We start from the raw sequence: 17,695 nt of genomic DNA on the forward strand, positions 1-17,695 counted from the left end.
GGACGATCCGGGCCCGGCGCTCCACCCCGGCTCCGGCCGGGGCGAACGAGACCTTCGGTCAGTCGACGCACGTCCTGACCGGTCCTCTCGCGCGGGTCGGCGGACCTGAGCCAGGAGATCGCATGGCGACCACCGCCCCCACCCCCAGTCCCGCACAGGTGCGCCGCTGGCGCCGCTACCTCGCCGACGAGCTCGCCGAGGCCTCCGTGTACCGCGACCTCGCCGGCCGCCGCTCCGGCGAGGAGCGGGAGATCCTGCTCGCGCTCGCCGTGGCCGAGGGACGCCACGAGGAGCACTGGCGCGAGCTACTCGGCTCCGCGGCGGAGCCCGCGCCCCGCCCGGACCTCCGCACGCGCTTCCTCGGCTTCCTCACCCGCCGTTTCGGCTCCGTGTTCGTCCTCGCCCTGATCCAGCGCGCCGAGGCCCGCTCCCCCTACGCCGACGACGACGACGCCACCGAGGCGATGGCCGCCGACGAGCGGATCCACGGCGAGGTCGTCCGCGGGCTCGCCGAGCGCGGCCGGAACCGCCTCTCCGGGACGTTCCGCGCGGCGGTCTTCGGAGCGAACGACGGCCTGGTCTCGAACCTCGCCCTCGTGCTCGGAGTGGGAGCGAGCGGAGTCGGGACGGGCGTCGTCCTGTTCACGGGCATCGCGGGCCTGCTCGCCGGCGCCCTCTCGATGGGCGCGGGCGAGTTCGTCTCGGTGCGCTCGCAGCGCGAGCTGCTCTCGGCCTCCAGCCCGGACCTCGACGCGAACCGCATCGTCCCCGACCTGGACGTCGACGCGAACGAGCTCGCCCTCGTCTACCGCGCTCGCGGGATGACCCAGGAGCAGGCCGACGCGCGTGCCGCCTCCGTCTTCACGGGCCTGCGCGGCGGCGCCGTCACCTCCCCCATCACGCTGGGCGGTCCCGCAGGAGACCCCGACGTCGACGAGCACGAGTCGATCGGCACGGGCATGGGCTCGGCGCTGTCGAGCTTCTGCTTCTTCGCCTCGGGCGCGATCATCCCGGTGCTGCCCTACCTGCTCGGCCTGACGGGGCTCGCCGCGGTGGTCGTCGCCTGCGTGCTCGTGGGCGTCGCCCTGCTCGCCACCGGCGCGGTCGTCGGGCTGCTCTCGGGCGCCCCGCCGCTGGCCCGGGCGCTGCGCCAGCTCGGGATCGGCTACGGCGCGGCCCTGGTGACCTACCTCCTCGGCCTGCTCTTCGGCGCGTCCGGAGTCTGAGCCTCGGCCTCGAGGAGCTGCGCGGACTCGCGCGGCTCCTCGGCGCGGGGCCGCACGGCGACGCCGCGCCACCGCAGCGCCGCCACTCCGACCGCCAGCAGCAGCGACGCCGGCAGGCAGCCCAGCAGGGGGATGCAGGAGTAGTAGAGGAGCTGCCGCTGGATCCACGCGGGCGAGGGCACGTCGGAGTCGCCGTAGTACGGCGGAGGCGGCGAGGAGTAGCCGGTGTAGAGGAGCGCGAGGCCGATCAGGGTCCCGGCGAGGCCTGCCAGCAGGAGCACGAGGAGCCACGGGTTCCGCAGCAGGGGCGCCTCGCGCACGGGCTCGGCGGGAGCCGCGGGAGCGGGGTCGGCGGCCGGCTCCGGCAGGGGTGCGGGCGCGGTCTCGGCGCCGAGGCGGTGCGACCGCCGGCCCTCGGCGGCTCCGGCGATGTCGGGCAGTGCCATGATGCGGCGCGGTCCGGGCACGGACGAGGAGCCGGGGCGGACCACGCGCGACTCCGGGAGCGCGGGACGAGCGGCGGCTCCGGACGTGGCGGCGGGAGCGCCGGGGGCGGCACCCGAGCCGGGCCTGGCGAACGCCCGCTCGTCGCCCCTCAGACGCTCCACCGGTCCCGAGAACCCGCGCTGGAAGGCCGGGTCGTAGCGCGGGTCGACCCGTTCGTCGTCGTCAGTCATCGTCGCGACCCGTCATCGTCGTCCCCGGTCATCGTCGTCCCCGGTCATCGTCGACCTCCGGCTCGTGGGAGAGGATCCCTCGCAGCCAGTCGCGGGCCTCGAGGAACACCTCGTCGTCGTAGCGTCGCACGGAGGTGACCGGGCGGCGGTCAGCGCGCGGATACGAGCCGAGGAAGATCACCTTCGGGCTGAAGCGCCGCAGCCCCATCAGCGCGTCGGCGACCCGCTCGTCCTGGACGTGCCCGTCGAGGTCGATGACGAACCGGTACCGGCCGAGGGCGTCGCCGATCGGCCGCGACTGGATCATGCTCAGGTTCACCCCGCGGGTCGCGAACTGCTCGAGCATGTCGAGCAGGGCGCCCGGCTGGTCGGCCGGGAGCTCGGCGATCACGCTGGTCTTGTCGGCGCCGGTCGGCTCGGGCAGCGCGTGCGAGCGCGAGACGTGCACGAAGCGCGTGACGGCGTTCGGGTTGTCGCCGATCCGCTCCGCCAGCACCGCGACGTCGTGGTGGGCGACGATCCCGGGAGGGGCGATGGCCGCGTCCGCGGGAGATCCGCCCAGCAGGTCGACGGTGGCCTGGACGTTGCTGGAGGCGGGCAGGTGCTCGTGGCTGGGGATCTCGCGGTCGAGCCACACCCGGCACTGTCCGTAGGCCACGGGGTGCGCGGCGACGGTGCGCACCTCCTCGAGGCTCGTCCCCGGGCGGCCGACCAGGATGAACGACACCGGCACCAGGTACTCGCCGACGATGCGCAGCCCCGGGATCCGCGCCAGCGCGTCCTGCGCGGCCGTCACTCCGCCCTCGACCGAGTTCTCGATCGCGATCACCGCGCCGTCGCTGCGGCCGGTGACCAGATCGCTCAGCGCCTCCCCCACGTTCGCGACGCTGCGCCACAGCTGTCCGCGCGCCTCCGGGACCTGCGCGAGGGCCGCCTCCGTGAACGTGCCGCTGGGCCCGAGATAGCTGTAGGCACGGGTCTCGGGGGCGCTGTCGGGCATGGCGCAAGCCTAGCCAGCCGCGGTACCCCTGGAGGGGGCCGGACTGCCACTATGGACCGCATGACCGATCGCGCAGGGAAGCCGGCACAGGCCTCCGATCTCATCGACGTCGAGGCCCTCGTGAGGGCGTACTACGAGAAGAAGCCGGACGTCTCCGACCCGGCTCAGAAGGTGGTGTTCGGCACCTCGGGCCACCGCGGATCCTCGTTCGACACGGCCTTCAACGAGGACCACATCGCCGCCGTCACCCAGGCGATCGTCGAGTACCGGACGGAGCAGGGCATCACCGGCCCGCTGTTCATCGGCGCCGACACGCACGGGCTCTCCCGCCCGGCCCTCACCACCGCCCTCGAGGTCCTGGTGGGCAACGAGGTCCGCGTGCTCGTGGACGAGTTCGACGACTTCGTGCCGACGCCGGCGCTCAGCCACGCGATCCTCCGCTACAACAACGACCCCGCGCACACCGACCGGGCCGACGGCATCGTGGTCACCCCCTCGCACAACCCGCCCCGCGACGGCGGCTTCAAGTACAACCCGCCGCACGGCGGCCCCGCCGACTCCGACGCGACGACCTGGATCGCCGACCGGGCCAACGAGCTCATCGCCGACGGCAACCGCGGCGTGACCTCGGCCGAGCCCTCCGCGGTCGAGACCTACGACTACCGCACGCACTACGTCGCGGACCTGGCGAACATCATCGACCTCGACGCGATCCGGAAGGCCGGCGTGCGGATCGGGGCCGACCCCCTCGGCGGCGCCTCCGTGCACTACTGGCAGCTGATCGCCGAGATGCACGGCCTCGACCTGACCGTGGTGAACGGGGAGGTCGACCCGGCCTGGGGCTTCATGACCCTCGACTGGGACGGCAAGATCCGGATGGACCCGTCCTCCCCCAGCGCGATGGCCTCGGTGGTCGCGCGCGCCGGCGACTTCGACATCCTCACCGGCAACGACGCCGACGCGGACCGGCACGGCATCGTCACCCCCGACGGCGGGCTGATGAACCCCAACCACTACCTGGCCGTCGCGATCGACTACCTCTACCGCCACCGCACCGGCTGGCGCGAGGACGCGGCGATCGGCAAGACGCTGGTCTCCTCCTCGATCATCGACCGGGTCGCGGAGTCGCTGGGCCGGCGCCTCTGGGAGGTCCCGGTGGGCTTCAAGTGGTTCGTCCCCGGGCTGGTCGACGGCTCGGTCGGCTTCGGGGGCGAGGAGTCCGCGGGCGCCTCGTTCCTCCGCTTCGACGGCACCGTCTGGACCACCGACAAGGACGGCATCCTCCTCGCGCTGCTCGCCTCCGAGATCGTGGCGGTCACCGGGAAGAGCCCGTCGGCGCTCTACCGCGAGCTGACCGAGCGCTTCGGCGACCCGGTCTACGAGCGCGTGGACGCGGTGGCGACGAAGGCGCAGAAGGCGGCCCTCGGCAAGCTGGACGGCGACGCGATCGCGGCGACGACCCTCGCCGGGTCCGAGATCACCGCGAAGCTCTCGAAGGCGCCCGGCAACGGCGCGGCCGTCGGAGGCGTCAAGGTCGTCACCGAGGACGCCTGGTTCGCCGCGCGCCCCTCCGGCACCGAGGACGTCTACAAGATCTACGCCGAGAGCTTCCGCGGCCTCGACCACCTGCACGAGGTCCAGGCCGAGGCGCGCACGATCGTGGACGCGGCGCTGAACTCCTAGGCGCTGCGCTCAGTCGCCCGAGAAGGCTCGTTCCCGCCCAGGAGAACGAGCCTTCTCGGGTGACTCAGCGGCGGTGAGGAAAGGGCCGGCTACCAGCGCGGGTGGACGGTGGGGCGGAAGTGGGTGTCGTAGAGGGCGTTCACGGCCTCCATGAAGGCGGGGCCGAGGGGCGCGGCGGAGGCGGCGGCCGCGTTGGCGCGGGCCTGCTCGGGCGAGCGGGCGCCGGGGATCACCGAGGTGACGCCCTCCTGCTGGATGATCCAGGCGAGCGCGGCCGCCGCGGGGGCGAGGCCGTGGTCGTCGGCGAGGCGGGAGAACTCCTGCGCGGCCTCCACGCCGGTCGCGAAGTCGACGCCCGAGAAGGTCTCGCCGACGTCGAAGGCTGAGCCGTCGCGGTTGTAGCTGCGGTGGTCCTCCGGCGCGAACACGGTCTCGGTCGTGTAGCGGCCGCTGAGCAGGCCCGAGGCGAGCGGGACGCGCGCGAGGATGCCGACGCCGGCCTCGCGGGCGGCCGGCAGCACCTCGTCGAGCGGCTTGAGGCGGAACGCGTTCAGGATGATCTGGACGCTCGCGACGTTCGGGCGGGCGATGGCGGTCAGCGCCTCCTCCGTGCGCTCGACCGAGACGCCGTAGGCGGCGATCGCGCCCTCGGCGACGAGAGTGTCGAGGGCGTCGTAGACGGCGTCGTCGGAGTAGACGGAAGTGGGCGGGCAGTGCAGCTGCACCAGATCGAGGGTGTCGACGCCGAGGTTGGCGCGCGAGCGGTCGGTCCAGGCGCGGAAGTTGTCGAGCACGTAGTTGGCGGGGATCTGCTCCGCGCGACGGCCCATCTTGGTGGCGACGAAGACCTGCGCGTCGGGGTGCGCCGCGCGGTAGGCGCCGATCGTCCGCTCGCTGCGGCCGTCGCCGTAGACGTCGGCGGTGTCGAAGAGGGTCACCCCCGACTCCACTGCGGCGTCGAGCACGGCGAGGGCGTCGGTCTCGGCGACGTCCCCCCAGTCGGCACCGAGCTGCCAGGTTCCGAGGCCGACGACGGAGACGGGGGCGCCGGTGCGTCCGAGGATTCGAGTTTCCATGCCTCCACCGTAGGTGCGGCCGAGCCCGCGGCGGACCCCCTTGCGCGTGCTCTAACGTCGAGGGCATGCCCCTCCTCGTGCTCGGAAGCGCCAACCTCGACCACGTCCACCGGGTCGCCCGCATCCCCGCTCCCGGAGAGACGGTGCTCGCCCTCGACGCGAGCACCTTCCCGGGCGGCAAGGGCCTCAACCAGGCCGTCGCGGCCGCACGGACCGAGCCCGGCACCGTCTTCGTCACGAGCCTCGGACGCGACTCGGCGGGAGACCGGCTCGCCGCGGTCCTCGGCGAGGAGCCGCTGGAGCTGCGCGCCCGCCGCGGCGACGTCCGCACCGGCACCGCGCAGATCACCGTGGACGAGCGCGGGGAGAACGCGATCGTCGTCGACTCCGGAGCGAACGCCGCCCTGGTCGGATTGACCGCCGAGGAGTCGGCCCTGGTGGCGGCGGCCGACGCCCTGCTCCTCCAGCTCGAGATCCCGACAGCGACGGTGACAGAGGCGGCCCGCGCCGCGCGCGCCGGCGGCACGGTGTCGATCCTGAACGCCGCCCCGATCGGACCGCTGCCGGAGGAGCTCCTGGCGGTGCTCGACGTGCTGATCGTCAACGAGCACGAGGCCCGCGAGCTCGCCGCCGATCGCGGCATCACCGCCGCCGACGACGACGCGCTCGCCGCTGCCCTCACCGCGCTGGTGCCGCTCGTGCTGGTCACCCTCGGCTCCGACGGCGTCGTCGTGGCGGTCCGCGACCGCGAGCCGGTGCGCACCCCGGCCTTCCGGGTGGAGGCCGTGGACACCACCGGCGCCGGGGACACCTTCTGCGGCGCCTTCTCGGCCCGGCTCGCCGCCACGGGAGCACGGCTCGACGATCCGGAGCAGCTGGTCGCCCTCACCCGCTGGGCGAGCGCGGCCGCGGCGATCTCGGTCACCCGCGCCGGAGCGGCGGTGTCCGCGCCGACGGCGGCCGAGACGGACGCGTTCCTCGCCGAGCGCGCCTGAGGGGGAAGCTCCTCAAGGAGGACGGAGCGGACACCGACCCCGGGCGGCCCGGAGCACCGTCGCTCCGGTCGGCACGGTGCACTCCGAAGAAGCACGAGAGCGCCCGGCCCGGCTCCGCTCCTCGCGGCGGGGCGTCCCGCCCGGCGGACAGCCGCGCCCGCTAGCGGATCCGGCTAGTCGATCGCGGCGACCCGGACGGTCACCCGCGGCCGCAGCTCCGGATGCACCCGGACGCACCACTCGCGCACCGCGGCTCCGATCGCGCGCGCCACGTCCGGCGCGGACGCCTCCGCGGTCACGCAGAGGTCGACGGCCACGGACACCTCGTCCCCCGCGACGCGGACCAGGACCGGATCGGCGAACGTGCCGCCGCTCGCGGTGCCCAGCGGCTCGACCACGATCCCGGTCGCGCTCAGCGCCGTCGCCGCGTGCGCGAGCACGTCGCGCACCTCGGGCCTGGCCGGCATCAGGGTCGCGACGCCCTCCAGGGCGCGCAGCTCCGCAGCGAGCGCGGACGCCGGATCGTCCGGGGCCGCCGCCTCGAGGCCGCTCACGACTCCTCCGTCCCGGGGACGTAGACGTCCTCCACGCGGACGTCGATCCTCGACACCCGCAGCTCGGTCTGGGTCAGCAGCCGCGAGTGCACGCGCTCGCGCACCTGCTGGGCCGCCTCGGCGATCGGCACCCCCCAGAAGACCGAGATCGTCAGCTCCACCACGACCTCCGCGCCCGGCTCGGCGATGTCGCCGACCAGGCGGCAGCGGCCGACCAGCACGCCGGCGACGCTGTCGCCCGCCTCGCGCACGAGTCCGCGGACCGCTCCCTCGGTGATCGTGAGCGCCACGTCGGGCTGGACGCTCGCCAGCGGGATGTCGCGTCCGGCCCGCGACTCGCGGCGCACCTGGGTGAGGATCGAGCCGAACCAGCTCTCCTCCGGCGCGGGCAGACGTGCGGCGTCGTCGTCGATGAGCGCGCCGGAGAGGGCGCGCACGCGCTCGAGGGCGCGCAGAGTGCGCCGGTGCTCCGGCGACTCCTCGATGGCGGGGTCGTACGGCGTGCGCCCGCGGTCGAGGTAGTCGCTCAGCTCGTCGATGCCGATGCCGTCGCCCTCCTGCTCCGTCGCGTCCGCCTCCTGCTCGAGCGCGGGCGGCAGCACGACGTCGTGCTCCCCCGCGCGCTCCGGCCCGTCGCCGGGACCCTGGTCCGCGTTCATCGCGTCTGCTCCCTCATCGCCAGTCCTCCATCGCCACGACCAGCGACTCGCGCGCGCGGGCCAGCTTGCCCCGCACGGCGGTCACCGTGAGACCGAGGTGATCGGCGATCTCGTTGTACGACTCCCCGCCGACCTCGCGCAGCACCCAGCACTGCCGCTGCGACTCCGGCAGCTCGGACAGGGCGTGCGCGAGAGCCCGCATGGCGTCGCTCTGCTCGGCGGCCTCGAACGGGCCGGGCTCTCGGGCCGGGGGATGCTCCACGGCGTCGACGTCGTCGGTCGGGCGGCGCTGGCGCAGCAGGTCGACGCTGGAGCGGCTGACGATCCGCATCATCCAGCTGCGCACGCTCGCCGGCTCCTTGAGCTGCGGGAGCTGCGCCCAGACCGTGATCAGCGCGTTCTGCACGGCGTCGGAGGCGTCGGCCTGCGAGCCGGTGAGGCGCCAGGCGTAGGCGCGGAGGATGGACTGGTGCCGCTTGACGAGCACCTCGAAGGCGCGCACGTCGCCCTCGGCGGAGCGCTCGGCGAGCAGCGCGTCGCTCGCCGCTTCCAGTCCGGGCATGGCGCCTCCTCCCTCTCCGCTCACGCGGCCTCGGGCCGCCTCTCAGGTGACACTCAGGAAAAAGTCCGCCGAGCACCGTGACGAACGCTGTGCGGGCTCCGTCTCACTCATGAAAGCACAGCCCGACCGGATTTCCGCCGGGCCTTCGACCCCGGTCTGCTCAGCAACGGCAGCCGATGAGACGTCCAGGAGACCTCATGAGCGACACCACGCGCACCCCCTCCACCACCCGCGTCGACAAGACCTCCGTCGACACGGTCACGAGCCTCGGCGGCTCGCGGACCTCCGGCACCGCCCAGGGCACCACGGTCATCGACGACAGCGTCGTGGCCAAGGTCGCCGGCATCGCGGCCCGCCAGGTGCCCGGCGTCTTCGCCCTCGGCAACAACGCCGCCCGTGCCTTCGGCGCGATCCGCCAGGCGGTCGGCGGCGCCGACCACGCCCAGGGCGTGAGCGTCGAGGTCGGCGAGACCCAGGTCGCGGCCGACGTGACAATCGTCGTCGAGTACCCCGTGCCGATGCAGAAGGTCGCCGACTCCGTCCGCGCGGCCGTCTCCGAGGCCATCACCGAGCTCGTCGGCATGGCCGTCTCCGAGATCAACGTCGCCGTCGTCGACGTGCACATCCCCGGCGACGACAAGGACGACGAGGCCACCGAGAGCCGCGTCCGATGAGCGACTTCCAGCGCCCCGCGCCCACCGCCCCCGGCGGCCGCAGCACCGTCCTCGGTGTCGTGGTCGGCGCGATCCTCGCCTTCGCGGCCCTGATGTTCGGCTTCTGGGGCTTCGTCCTCACCGCCCTCTTCATGGCCCTCGGCGTCGTGATCGCCCGCATCGCCGACGGCACCCTCGACGTGCGCAGCCTCGTGGACGTGTTCCGCGGCCGCACCACCTCCCGCTAGGAGCCCACCGTGACCGCTCTCGACACGCGTCCCGCATCGCCGGTGGCGGGCACCGTCACCATCACCGTCCGCTCCATCGAACGCGCCGCCGTGGCGATCGTCCACGAGGAGCTGGGCGTGGAGGTCTCCGCGATCCGCGTCCGCCTCTCCGATGACCGGGGCGGCCTCGCCCTCGCGGTGACCGCGCCGGTCGTCGTCGAGCCGGGCACCGCCCTGGCCGGCGGCTCCCTGCTCGAGCGCCTGCGCGGCGACCGCACCCGCATCGCCTCACGCATGGAGGCGCTGACCGGGCGCACCGTCAGCCGGATCGACATCCGGGTCACGGGCACCCGCACCCGAAGCACGAGGAGAGTCGCATGAGCCCCGCACCGTCGGCGCCCGACACCCGCTACAGCCGCTACCTCCGTCGCGAGACCCACAAGTCCCGCTCCGCCGCGCAGATCGTCGTCCTGGTGCTCATCGCCCTGGTCGCGGCCTACGTCGGCACGGAGGCGGTGCTCGCGATCCTCGGCGCCGCGCCCCTGCTCGCCGCACCGTCCGCCCTGCTGGGCGCGATCGTCGGAGTCGCGTCGCTGGCGAACCCCGCCCTCATCGGCGTGGCCGTCGGCACGGGCGTCCTCGCCCTGGTCCTGCTGGTGCTCGCACTGGCACCCGGGGCCCGGGCCCGCCACACCGTGGACGACGACCGCCTCGCCGTGGTCGTGGACGACGGCGTGATCGCCTCCTCCCTGGCTCGGGCAGCCCGCACGGCCGCCCACTCCCGCCGCGAGGACACCCGCGCCTCGCTCGGCCGGCGCACCGCACTGGTCGAGGTGACCCCCGCCTCCGGCATCGCGGTCGACCGCGACGCCGTGCAGAGCGCCGTCGACGAGGAGCTCGCCCGCATCGGCGCGAAGCCCGCCCCGCGCTCCACCGTCCGCGTCTCGACCTCCGGGAGGATCTGATGACCACGAGCAACCGCTTCGTCAACCGGCTCGTCCTGCTCGTCGTGGGCCTCGTGCTCGCGCTGGTCAGCGCCGGAGCCGTCCTGATCGCCGTCTCGCAGCCGGTCCGCGACTCCGTCCTCTCCTTCGCCGACGGCGAGGGCGCGGCCCTGGTCTCGCGCCTCTCCCCCGAGGAGGGCACCGCCTGGAGCGATGCCGCCGTCCTGTGGCCGCTCTACGCCGTCGTCGGAATCAGCCTCCTCGGCATCGTCCTCGCGCTGGTGATGGCCTTCGCCCACGGTCACGGCCGCACCGGCACCGTCCTCCGCGACGAGGCCGAGGGCACGCCCGCCGGAGGGATCGAGGTCGCGACCGGCTTCGCGGAGGACGTCCTCGAGACGGCTCTCGCCGGGCGGACGGAGCTCCTCGACGTCACGGTCGCGGCCTACCGCCACGGCTCCGAGACCGCGCTGAAGGTGCGCGTCCTCCCCCGCGGCGGCGTCTCGCCCCGCACCGTGGTCGACGCCGTGCACCAGGAGGTCGACGCGCTCGACGCCCTGCTCGGCGCCCGCCTGCCGGTCCTGCTCGAGGTCGCCTCGAGCGCCCGGGCCGGCTTCTCCAAGGAGGACCGGGTCGCCTGACCCCGGTCCCGCAGCTTCCCCGGCACCCGCCGGCGGATGGTCACACCGAACAGAAGGAGCCCCTCATGGGTGCAGACGACAAGATCCGCAACGCAGCCGAGAACCTGGTCGGCAAGGCCAAGGAGGCCGTCGGCAAGCTGACGGACAACGAGCGCCTCGAGGCCGAGGGCCAGGCCGACCAGACCAAGGCCCACACCAAGAAGGTCGGCGAGGACGTCAAGGACGTCTTCAAGAAGTGATCTGACCGGAACCTCGACGGGACCGTCACCGCATCAGCGGTGGCGGCCCCGTCGTCGTGCGTGGAGCGGGTGCGTCGAGCGTCAGACGCCCCAGAACATGATCCGGCCGGCGGAGGCCGCGTCGATGCTCTGGTCGTGGTTGTCGGCGGTGTGCGAGGAGTAGAGGATCCTGTCGCCGTCGACGCTGGTCACGACGCCCGTGTGGTCCCAGTCGCCCGAGCCGTCCCAGTCGAACTGGACGATGTCGCCCGGCTTCACCCGGCTCCGCTCGGAGTCGGGGATGGCGGTCGCGCGCTCGGGGTGCGCGGCGAGGTAGGCGTTGAACGCTGTCGACGACGCCCAGGCGGAGCTGTAGCCGCCGGAGGAGGAGTAGCTCCACTCGCCGTCCATCTCCCAGCCGCGGGCGATCAGCGACTGCGAGGTGAAATTGACGCAGTCGTTGCCCGAGATCACGCCGTACTGGGCCGAGTTGTAGTCGTTCCAGTAGGTGGAGAGGTAGTCGAGCTGCGAGGCCAGGCGGCTCGCGTCCAGCGCGGCCTGGGCCTTCGCGGCCTCGATCGCCGGGTCGGGCGTGTAGGCGAAGGTGATCGCCGAGGCGACGACCTTCGTGCTGGCGAGCACGCCGGTCGCGGCGGGGCTGGGAGTGGCGGTCGCGGTCGGGGCGGCGAGGTCGGTCGAGGCCTCGGCCGTCGTGCCCTCCGCGGCGCCCGACGTGTCGACGGCCGGCTGCACCGCGTCGGCCGGGGTCCCGTCGACGGTGACCGCCGCGGCGGAGTCGGTGACCGCGTCGAACGTGATGGCCTGACCGTCGGCGTCGAAGAAGGCGACCGGGACCTCGCCCGCTGCCTCTCCGTCGGCCGGAGGGGCGGTGACCGTGATCTGGTCGGGGTTGTCGACCGCGACGCTGCCCTCGGCCTCGCCGAAGCGGACGGTGGCGACCGAGTCCAGGTTCGATCCCTCGAGCGTCACGCTCGTGCCGCCGGCGACGGTGCCGGAGGTGGTGGAGACGGAGCTGAGGACGACCCGGGCGGAGGCAGTGGTCGCGGGGAGCACGGCGACGCTGGTCGAGGTCGGAGCAGCGGAGGGCGTCGCGGTGGCCGACTCGGCCGAGGAGCCGGTGCCGACGGTGAGGCTCAGGCTCGACGCGACGGCCACGACGACGAGCCCGCCGGAGACGGCGAGCGCCAGCGTGCGCGGGGACGGGCGGAAGAAGGAGGCTCCGCGGCGGGCGGGCGCGGTGCGGAGCCGGTGCCCCTCCGCTTCGCGGCGGTCGCGGCGGGACGAGAACGATCCCTCCGGGGCGGGGTGCACCGGGGCGGGAGCCGAGGGCTGCGCGGGAGCGGCGGCGGGTGCGGCGGGCCGGATGCGGCCCTCGCGCTCGCGGGCCTCGCGGCGGGTCAGCGGAGCGCCGGGGGTCGGCGCGGGGGTCGCGGGGTGGTCGGCGGGCAGGGTGGAGCGAGTGGAGCGAGGGGGCACAGAGAGGTCTCACGGGTCGGCGGCTCGGCGGGGGACCGGGCTCGGGAGCAGGGGAAGCGGCTATGTCACCAGGCGGGGGTGGGAGACCGGTAAGACGGGCCTCCGAAAGCGCTCCGAATAACAGTACGGTAACGAGCGGCGCGTGTCACGCCCGATCGTGTCCGCCTGTGATCGCTAGACCGCCTAGGAAGACGTCCCGGGTGCGTAATCGGGCGCATCCGGAAGGCCGAAGGCGCGCTCGAGCGTCTCGATGCCGGAGTCGTGCAGGTACCCGGAGAGCTGGGTCCCGACGTACCGCAGGTGGTACGGCTCCGACTCGTACCCCGTGATCGGAGTGGTGTCGGGCTTGTAGCGCACGAGAAAGCCGAAGCGGTGGGCGTTGGCGCCGACCCACTGCCCCTCCGGAGTGTCGCCCCAGCAGATCTCGAGCGCGCACGCGCCCGACGCTCCCACCACGTCGACCGCCCAGCCGGTCTGGTGCTCACTGTGCCCCGGGCGCGCACTCGTCGCATCCGCTCCCGCCTGCCCGCGCGAGGACACCCAGCCCGCGTAGACGCTGACCTGGGTGTCGTAGGAGCGGTAGGCGCTCTGCACCGCCAGCGAGAGGCCGGCCTCGGAGCGGGCGGCGGCGAAGAGCGGGACGAGGGCGTCCGCGGTCGCCTGGCGCATCGGCTGCCGGTTGACGTAGGGCACGTCGGGGAAGGTCAGGTCGGCGGGGACGTAGTCGACCGGCGCGAGCGTCCGCAGCTTGTTGACGACGACCCAGGTGCTCGCCGGGTCGTCGACGGACTGCGCGGTGAGGTCGATCCCGGAGGCGGTGGGAGTGGGAGTGGGAGTGGCGGTCGGCACCGCCGTGGGCGTCGAGGTGGTCGCGGCCGCGGAGGGCGACGGAGCGGGCGGCGCCGTCGAGGGGGTCGGCGAGGGCGCCGGCGCTCCGTTCCCGATGGCGGCTCCGACCCCCAGCGCGGTCAGGCCCGCCGCGGCGGCCACACCCCCGATGACCAGGGCTCGGCGGCCGACGAGGCGCCCATCGGTCGGCTCGTTCTCGTTCGACGTCATCCTCCGAGCCTAGACAGACCCGTTCCTGCGCATCTGCTGAAGCACCGGCGATCGGTTCTGTCCACCCGTGCCCCTCCACGCGGGTCGCGCATATCCTCTAAGGATTCACATAAGCAGACCCCCTAGCTTGAGTGACAGCCACGACTCCGCGTGCGACCGCCCCCTCGGCTGCACGGCCCCCCACGGAGCCGTCGATGGAAGGACCCCATGCTCCGACCCCTCACCGCACCCTCCGTCCCTCTCGCCGCCCTCGCTCGGACGCTCGAGATCGGCGACGAGGGCGGCCTGACGGCCGAGATCAGCGGAGTGACGCTGATCGCCTCCGACGTCGAGCCCGGCGACCTCTTCGTCGCCCTGCCCGGGGTCAACCGCCACGGGGCCGAGTTCGTCGAGCAGGCCGTGGCCCGCGGCGCCTCCGCCGTGCTGACCGACGCCGCGGGCGCCGACGCCGCGCGCGCGACCGGTCTGCCCGTCCTCGTGGTCGACGACCCCCGCTCCCGCCTGGGCGCCGTCGCCGCCGCCGTCTACGGGACGGCCGAGCGCTCCCCCGTGCTGCTCGGCGTGACCGGCACCAACGGCAAGACGTCGACCGTCCACATGCTCGAGGGGATCCTCCGCCAGCTCGGCGTCGTGCCCGGCCTCAGCTCGACCGCGGAGCGCCACATCGGCGACACCTCGGTGACCAGCGGCCTGACCACCCCGGAGGCGACGGAGCTGCACGCGCTCGTCGCCCGCATGGAGGAGGAGGGCGTCGGCGCGGCCGCGATCGAGGTCAGCGCCCAGGCGCTCACCCGCCACCGCGTCGACGGCGTGGTCTTCGACGTCGCCGGCTTCACGAACCTCAGCCACGACCACCTCGACGACTACGGCGACATGGACACCTACTTCGGCGAGAAGGCCCAGCTGTTCCAGCCCGATCGCGCGCGCCGGGCCGTCGTCTCGCTCGACTCCCCCGCGGGCGCGCGCCTCGTCGAGGTCGCCGGCGTGCCGGTCACCACGATCACCTCCCTCCCGGGCGTCGACGCCGACTGGACCATGACGGTGCTCGAGCAGGAGTTCGGCCGCACCCGCTTCCGGATCGGCAACCGCGAGGGCCGTGCCATCACGACCTCCGTCCCGATCATCGGCACCCACATGGCCGCCAACGCCGGACTGGCGATCGTGATGCTGATCGAGTCCGGTCGGCCGATCGGCGAGATCCGCGCCGCGCTGCACCGCGACGGCGGAGTGGACGCCTCCCTCCCCGGCCGCACCGAGCGCGTCTCCGGCGACCGCGGCCCCACGGTGTACGTCGACTTCGGACACAGCGCCGACGCCTTCGCCCGCACCCTGGAGGCCGTCCGCGAGGTCACTCCCGGCCGCGTGGTCATGGTGTTCGGCGCCGACGGCGACCGGGACGCGCTCAAGCGCCCGGCCATGGCCGAAGCCGCCGTCCTGGGCAGCGACGTGCTGGTCGTGACCGACCACCACCCGCGCTTCGAGGACCCGGCCTCGATCCGGCGCACCCTCGTCGAGGCCGCCCGCGCCGCACGTCCGGACGCCGAGATCCACGAGGTCGACGACCCCAAGCGCGCCATCCGCGTCGCCGTGTCCCTGGCGCACGAGGGCGACGCCATCCTCTGGGCCGGCCCCGGGCACCAGAACTACCGCGACATCCTCGGCGTGCGCACGCCGTACTCGGCCCGAGCCGAGGCCCGCGCAGCGCTCCGCGAGGCCGGCTGGGCGGACGAGGCGGTCCCCGCTCCGGCCTGATGCACGGCCCCGGCACGGCGGCCCTGAGATCCCGTTCAGGCTCGCCGGACGCTCTGTCGCGCTCTCCGCACGCGGTGTAACTTTGCGCAGCACGCAACGTTTGCGGCGGATCGCCGTGCCTGGACGCGTCCGCCAGACAAGGGGACCACCGTGGCCGACTCCGCCTCCGCTCCATCCGCTCCGACCTCGACGCCGTCCGGCGCCGTGATGTCGCACCGGCAGATCCTGTTCGTCATCTTCGGCCTGATGGCGGGGATGTTCCTCTCCTCGCTCGACCAGACCATCGTCGGCACCTCGATGCGCACCATCGCGGACGACCTCGACGGCCTCTCGCAGCAGGCGTGGGTGACCACCGCCTACCTGATCGTCTCGACGATCGCGACGCCGATCTACGGCAAGCTCTCCGACATCTTCGGACGCCGCCCGCTCTACCTGATCGCGATCGTGCTGTTCCTGATCGGCTCGACGCTCGCCGGCTTCTCGACCTCGATGCTCGGCCTCGCGGGCTTCCGCGCCGTGCAGGGCCTCGGCGCCGGCGGGCTCATGTCGCTCGCGCTCACGGTGATGGGCGACATCCTGCCCCCGCGCGAGCGCGCCAAGTACCAGGGCTACTTCCTGGCCGTCTTCGGGATCTCCAGCGTCGTCGGACCGCTCATCGGCGGCCTGCTCGCCGGCACCCCCGAGATCCTCTTCATCACCGGCTGGCGCTGGGTCTTCCTGATCAACCTCCCGATCGGCGCCGTCGCGCTCTTCATCGTCGTGCGGTTCCTCCACCTGCCCAAGCCCGCCGGCAAGCGCTCGGTGCGGATCGACTGGTGGGGCGCCTCCCTCGTCGTCATCGCCGCGGGACCGCTGCTGCTGATCGCCGAGCAGGGCCGCGAGTGGGGCTGGGGCTCGCCGATCGCGTGGGTCTGCTACATCGTCGGCGCGCTGGGCGTCATCGGCTTCATCGCGGCCGAGCGGATGATGGGCGACGACGCGCTCATCCCCCTCAAGCTCTTCCGCTCGCCGACCTTCTCGATGGCGACCGTGCTGGGCGTCCTCGTCGGCTTCGGCATGTTCGGCGGCATGATGGCGATCCCGCTGTACCTGCAGCTGGTGAACGGCGCCACGCCGACCGAGTCCGGCTTCCTGATGCTGCCGATGATCCTCGGCCTGATGATCGCCTCGATCGTCTCGGGTCAGATCATCTCGCGCACGGGCCGCTACCGCGCCTTCCCGATCGTCGGCACGTTCCTGATGTCGGCCGCGTTCTTCTACTTCACCTTCGTGACGATCGACAAGCCGGTGATCTTCATGATGGGCGGGATGCTGATGCTGGGCCTCGGGCTCGGGCAGATGATGCAGACCCTCACCCTGGCCTCGCAGAACTCGGTCGACGTGGCGAACATGGGAGTCGCGACCAGCGCCTCCACGTTCTTCCGCCAGATCGGCGGCACCCTGGGCACCGCCGTGATCTTCTCGGTGCTGTTCAGCCGGATCCCCGACACCATCGCCGCGGCCTTCAAGAACCCGGCGCTCGCGGCGGATCTGCAGCGGGCCGTCACCGATCCGGCCGTCGCCGCGGACCCGGCCAACGCCGGGATCCTGAAGCTGCTGCAGTCGCAGGACACCGCCGCGATCGGCTCCGCGCTCGACGGGGACACGTCGTTCCTGAACACCGCGGACCGCGCCCTGTCGGCCCCGTTCCTGACCGGGTTCAACGACGCGACCGTGACCGTGTTCCAGGTCGCGCTGGGCGTGGTCCTGCTGGCCTTCGTCCTCTCGTGGTTCCTCAGGACCCCGCCGCTGCGGGCGAAGTCGGCCATGCAGGAGGCGCACGACCTCGCGGCCGAGGACAGCGCGGAGGAGCTGCGCGACACGGACCCGCAGCTGGCCGCGCGCGCCGGGGCCGACCTGGCCGCGGGCAGCATCGAGCCGGACGTCCGGACGGACTCGATCCGCACCGCTCCTCCCCGCGACGGGCACGGCGCCCACCGGGCCTGATCGGGAAGCGCCGACCGGCCCGCGTCCTGCGCTCCGCTCCTCTCCTCCGAGGCGCCGCCTCCGCCGCCCGGACACCGCCCTCACCGCGGTGTCCGGCCGGGGAGGCGGCGCCTCGCGGTCGTCCGGGGTGCGGTGTCCCGCGTTCCGGGGCGAGAGAGCGCTCCACCGGGGCTCTAGGATGGTCGGACCGCTGCAGATCCGCCGCGAGCGCCGGGTTCTTGAAGGCCGCGGCGATGGTGTCGGGGATCCGGCTGAACAGCACCGAGAAGATCACGGCGGTGCCCAG

General features: G+C 73.5%; 19 protein-coding genes. 11 read left to right on the forward strand and 8 right to left on the reverse strand.

Going from position 1 to position 17,695, the window contains the following annotated elements; translation table 11 throughout:
• The first annotated feature begins 122 nt into the window (after positions 1-122).
• Positions 123-1,226 (forward strand): VIT1/CCC1 family protein, encoded by a 1,104-nt coding sequence (locus C5C82_RS04845; protein WP_104354697.1) that lies wholly within the window; start codon positions 123-125, stop codon positions 1,224-1,226.
• Here C5C82_RS04845 and C5C82_RS04850 read toward each other — a convergent pair.
• Together C5C82_RS04850 and pheA are read right to left on the reverse strand one after the other, a co-directional pair.
• Positions 1,187-1,903 carry a hypothetical protein gene (locus C5C82_RS04850; protein ID WP_104350563.1) on the reverse strand — a complete coding sequence of 239 codons (717 nt, stop codon included), beginning with the start codon at positions 1,901-1,903 and terminating at the stop codon, positions 1,187-1,189. The two genes, C5C82_RS04845 and C5C82_RS04850, sit on opposite strands and share 40 nt — an antisense overlap.
• Before the next feature lie 28 nt (positions 1,904-1,931).
• Positions 1,932-2,903, reverse strand: coding sequence for a prephenate dehydratase (pheA, locus tag C5C82_RS04855; RefSeq protein WP_104247578.1), 972 nt, complete (start codon positions 2,901-2,903; stop codon positions 1,932-1,934).
• A 60-nt stretch (positions 2,904-2,963) separates the two neighbouring features.
• Here pheA and pgm point away from each other — a divergent pair, with 60 nt between their 5' ends.
• On the forward strand, positions 2,964-4,586 hold the full coding sequence (pgm, locus tag C5C82_RS04860) for a phosphoglucomutase (alpha-D-glucose-1,6-bisphosphate-dependent) (protein ID WP_104224971.1): 1,623 nt from the start codon (positions 2,964-2,966) through the stop codon (positions 4,584-4,586).
• An 89-nt stretch (positions 4,587-4,675) separates the two neighbouring features.
• Here the strand turns inward: pgm and C5C82_RS04865 are convergent, their stop codons facing one another.
• Positions 4,676-5,662 (reverse strand): aldo/keto reductase, encoded by a 987-nt coding sequence (locus C5C82_RS04865; RefSeq protein WP_104226781.1) that lies wholly within the window; start codon positions 5,660-5,662, stop codon positions 4,676-4,678.
• A 65-nt stretch (positions 5,663-5,727) separates the two neighbouring features.
• Here C5C82_RS04865 and C5C82_RS04870 point away from each other — a divergent pair, with 65 nt between their 5' ends.
• Positions 5,728-6,657 (forward strand): ribokinase, encoded by a 930-nt coding sequence (locus C5C82_RS04870; RefSeq protein WP_104292498.1) that lies wholly within the window; start codon positions 5,728-5,730, stop codon positions 6,655-6,657.
• Between the two features lie 173 nt (positions 6,658-6,830).
• Here the strand turns inward: C5C82_RS04870 and C5C82_RS04875 are convergent, their stop codons facing one another.
• From C5C82_RS04875 to C5C82_RS04885, 3 genes are read right to left on the reverse strand one after another with little or no spacing between them, the layout of a single operon-like run.
• Positions 6,831-7,211, reverse strand: a complete 381-nt coding sequence (locus C5C82_RS04875) for a hypothetical protein (RefSeq protein ID WP_104354698.1) — start codon at positions 7,209-7,211, stop codon at positions 6,831-6,833.
• Positions 7,208-7,870: an Asp23/Gls24 family envelope stress response protein gene (locus C5C82_RS04880; protein ID WP_104233947.1), complete on the reverse strand. Its 663-nt coding sequence runs from the start codon at positions 7,868-7,870 to the stop codon at positions 7,208-7,210. Before C5C82_RS04880 ends, C5C82_RS04875 begins: the two co-directional genes overlap by 4 nt.
• A 13-nt stretch (positions 7,871-7,883) precedes the next feature.
• Complete coding sequence (locus tag C5C82_RS04885; RefSeq protein WP_104224956.1) at positions 7,884-8,432, reverse strand: RNA polymerase sigma factor; 549 nt, start codon at positions 8,430-8,432, stop codon at positions 7,884-7,886.
• Positions 8,433-8,629: 197 nt separating this feature from the next.
• On the opposite strand from C5C82_RS04885, the gene C5C82_RS04890 reads away from it, so the two are divergent.
• The 6 genes from C5C82_RS04890 (at position 8,630) to C5C82_RS04915 (ending at position 11,136) form a co-directional block, all read left to right on the forward strand.
• Positions 8,630-9,106 carry an Asp23/Gls24 family envelope stress response protein gene (locus C5C82_RS04890; RefSeq protein WP_104226785.1) on the forward strand — a complete coding sequence of 159 codons (477 nt, stop codon included), beginning with the start codon at positions 8,630-8,632 and terminating at the stop codon, positions 9,104-9,106.
• A complete protein-coding gene (locus C5C82_RS04895; RefSeq protein ID WP_104224954.1) occupies positions 9,103-9,333 on the forward strand; it encodes a DUF2273 domain-containing protein in 231 nt (76 codons plus the stop codon). Before C5C82_RS04890 ends, C5C82_RS04895 begins: the two co-directional genes overlap by 4 nt.
• Positions 9,334-9,342: 9 nt before the next feature.
• On the forward strand, positions 9,343-9,693 hold the full coding sequence (locus tag C5C82_RS04900; protein WP_104233949.1) for a hypothetical protein: 351 nt from the start codon (positions 9,343-9,345) through the stop codon (positions 9,691-9,693).
• The gene (locus tag C5C82_RS04905) at positions 9,690-10,277 is read left to right on the forward strand and encodes a DUF6286 domain-containing protein (RefSeq protein ID WP_104354699.1); all 588 of its coding nucleotides are present in this window, start codon (positions 9,690-9,692) and stop codon (positions 10,275-10,277) included. The genes C5C82_RS04900 and C5C82_RS04905 overlap by 4 nt, the downstream gene beginning before the upstream one ends.
• Positions 10,277-10,897: a hypothetical protein gene (locus C5C82_RS04910; RefSeq protein WP_104354700.1), complete on the forward strand. Its 621-nt coding sequence runs from the start codon at positions 10,277-10,279 to the stop codon at positions 10,895-10,897. The genes C5C82_RS04905 and C5C82_RS04910 overlap by 1 nt, the downstream gene beginning before the upstream one ends.
• A 65-nt stretch (positions 10,898-10,962) precedes the next feature.
• Complete coding sequence (locus tag C5C82_RS04915) at positions 10,963-11,136, forward strand: CsbD family protein (RefSeq protein WP_104226788.1); 174 nt, start codon at positions 10,963-10,965, stop codon at positions 11,134-11,136.
• An 81-nt stretch (positions 11,137-11,217) separates the two neighbouring features.
• On the opposite strand, the gene C5C82_RS04920 is transcribed toward C5C82_RS04915, so the two are convergent.
• Positions 11,218-12,612: an amidase domain-containing protein gene (locus C5C82_RS04920; RefSeq protein ID WP_104354701.1), complete on the reverse strand. Its 1,395-nt coding sequence runs from the start codon at positions 12,610-12,612 to the stop codon at positions 11,218-11,220.
• 183 nt (positions 12,613-12,795) lie between these two features.
• The gene (locus C5C82_RS04925; RefSeq protein ID WP_104354702.1) at positions 12,796-13,671 is read right to left on the reverse strand and encodes a D-alanyl-D-alanine carboxypeptidase family protein; all 876 of its coding nucleotides are present in this window, start codon (positions 13,669-13,671) and stop codon (positions 12,796-12,798) included.
• Between the two features lie 207 nt (positions 13,672-13,878).
• Between C5C82_RS04925 and C5C82_RS04930 the strand changes: the two genes are divergently transcribed.
• Together C5C82_RS04930 and C5C82_RS04935 are read left to right on the forward strand one after the other, a co-directional pair.
• Positions 13,879-15,423, forward strand: a complete 1,545-nt coding sequence (locus C5C82_RS04930) for a Mur ligase family protein (RefSeq protein ID WP_104292504.1) — start codon at positions 13,879-13,881, stop codon at positions 15,421-15,423.
• Positions 15,424-15,630: 207 nt separating this feature from the next.
• Positions 15,631-17,409 carry an MDR family MFS transporter gene (locus tag C5C82_RS04935; protein ID WP_104292508.1) on the forward strand — a complete coding sequence of 593 codons (1,779 nt, stop codon included), beginning with the start codon at positions 15,631-15,633 and terminating at the stop codon, positions 17,407-17,409.
• Positions 17,410-17,695 lie beyond the last annotated feature (286 nt).

The sequence above is a fragment of the Rathayibacter sp. AY1D5 genome (genome assembly GCF_002932515.1).
Taxonomy (GTDB): Bacteria; Actinomycetota; Actinomycetes; order Actinomycetales; family Microbacteriaceae; genus Rathayibacter.

Excerpts from the sequence above, each read along its gene's own strand:
- C5C82_RS04870 (WP_104292498.1), top strand. The coding sequence starts at position 5,728 with ATGCCCCTCCTCGTGCTCGGAAGCGCCAACCTCGACCACGTCCACCGG.
- C5C82_RS04935 (WP_104292508.1), top strand. The coding sequence starts at position 15,631 with ATGTCGCACCGGCAGATCCTGTTCGTCATCTTCGGCCTGATGGCGGGG.
- C5C82_RS04850 (WP_104350563.1), bottom strand. The coding sequence starts at position 1,903 with ATGACTGACGACGACGAACGGGTCGACCCGCGCTACGACCCGGCCTTC.
- C5C82_RS04930 (WP_104292504.1), top strand. The coding sequence starts at position 13,879 with ATGCTCCGACCCCTCACCGCACCCTCCGTCCCTCTCGCCGCCCTCGCT.
- pheA (WP_104247578.1), bottom strand. The coding sequence starts at position 2,903 with ATGCCCGACAGCGCCCCCGAGACCCGTGCCTACAGCTATCTCGGGCCC.
- C5C82_RS04880 (WP_104233947.1), bottom strand. The coding sequence starts at position 7,870 with ATGAACGCGGACCAGGGTCCCGGCGACGGGCCGGAGCGCGCGGGGGAG.
- C5C82_RS04915 (WP_104226788.1), top strand. The coding sequence starts at position 10,963 with ATGGGTGCAGACGACAAGATCCGCAACGCAGCCGAGAACCTGGTCGGC.
- C5C82_RS04905 (WP_104354699.1), top strand. The coding sequence starts at position 9,690 with ATGAGCCCCGCACCGTCGGCGCCCGACACCCGCTACAGCCGCTACCTC.
- C5C82_RS04895 (WP_104224954.1), top strand. The coding sequence starts at position 9,103 with ATGAGCGACTTCCAGCGCCCCGCGCCCACCGCCCCCGGCGGCCGCAGC.
- C5C82_RS04910 (WP_104354700.1), top strand. The coding sequence starts at position 10,277 with ATGACCACGAGCAACCGCTTCGTCAACCGGCTCGTCCTGCTCGTCGTG.
- pgm (WP_104224971.1), top strand. The coding sequence starts at position 2,964 with ATGACCGATCGCGCAGGGAAGCCGGCACAGGCCTCCGATCTCATCGAC.
- C5C82_RS04885 (WP_104224956.1), bottom strand. The coding sequence starts at position 8,432 with ATGCCCGGACTGGAAGCGGCGAGCGACGCGCTGCTCGCCGAGCGCTCC.
- C5C82_RS04865 (WP_104226781.1), bottom strand. The coding sequence starts at position 5,662 with ATGGAAACTCGAATCCTCGGACGCACCGGCGCCCCCGTCTCCGTCGTC.
- C5C82_RS04890 (WP_104226785.1), top strand. The coding sequence starts at position 8,630 with ATGAGCGACACCACGCGCACCCCCTCCACCACCCGCGTCGACAAGACC.
- C5C82_RS04925 (WP_104354702.1), bottom strand. The coding sequence starts at position 13,671 with ATGACGTCGAACGAGAACGAGCCGACCGATGGGCGCCTCGTCGGCCGC.
- C5C82_RS04845 (WP_104354697.1), top strand. The coding sequence starts at position 123 with ATGGCGACCACCGCCCCCACCCCCAGTCCCGCACAGGTGCGCCGCTGG.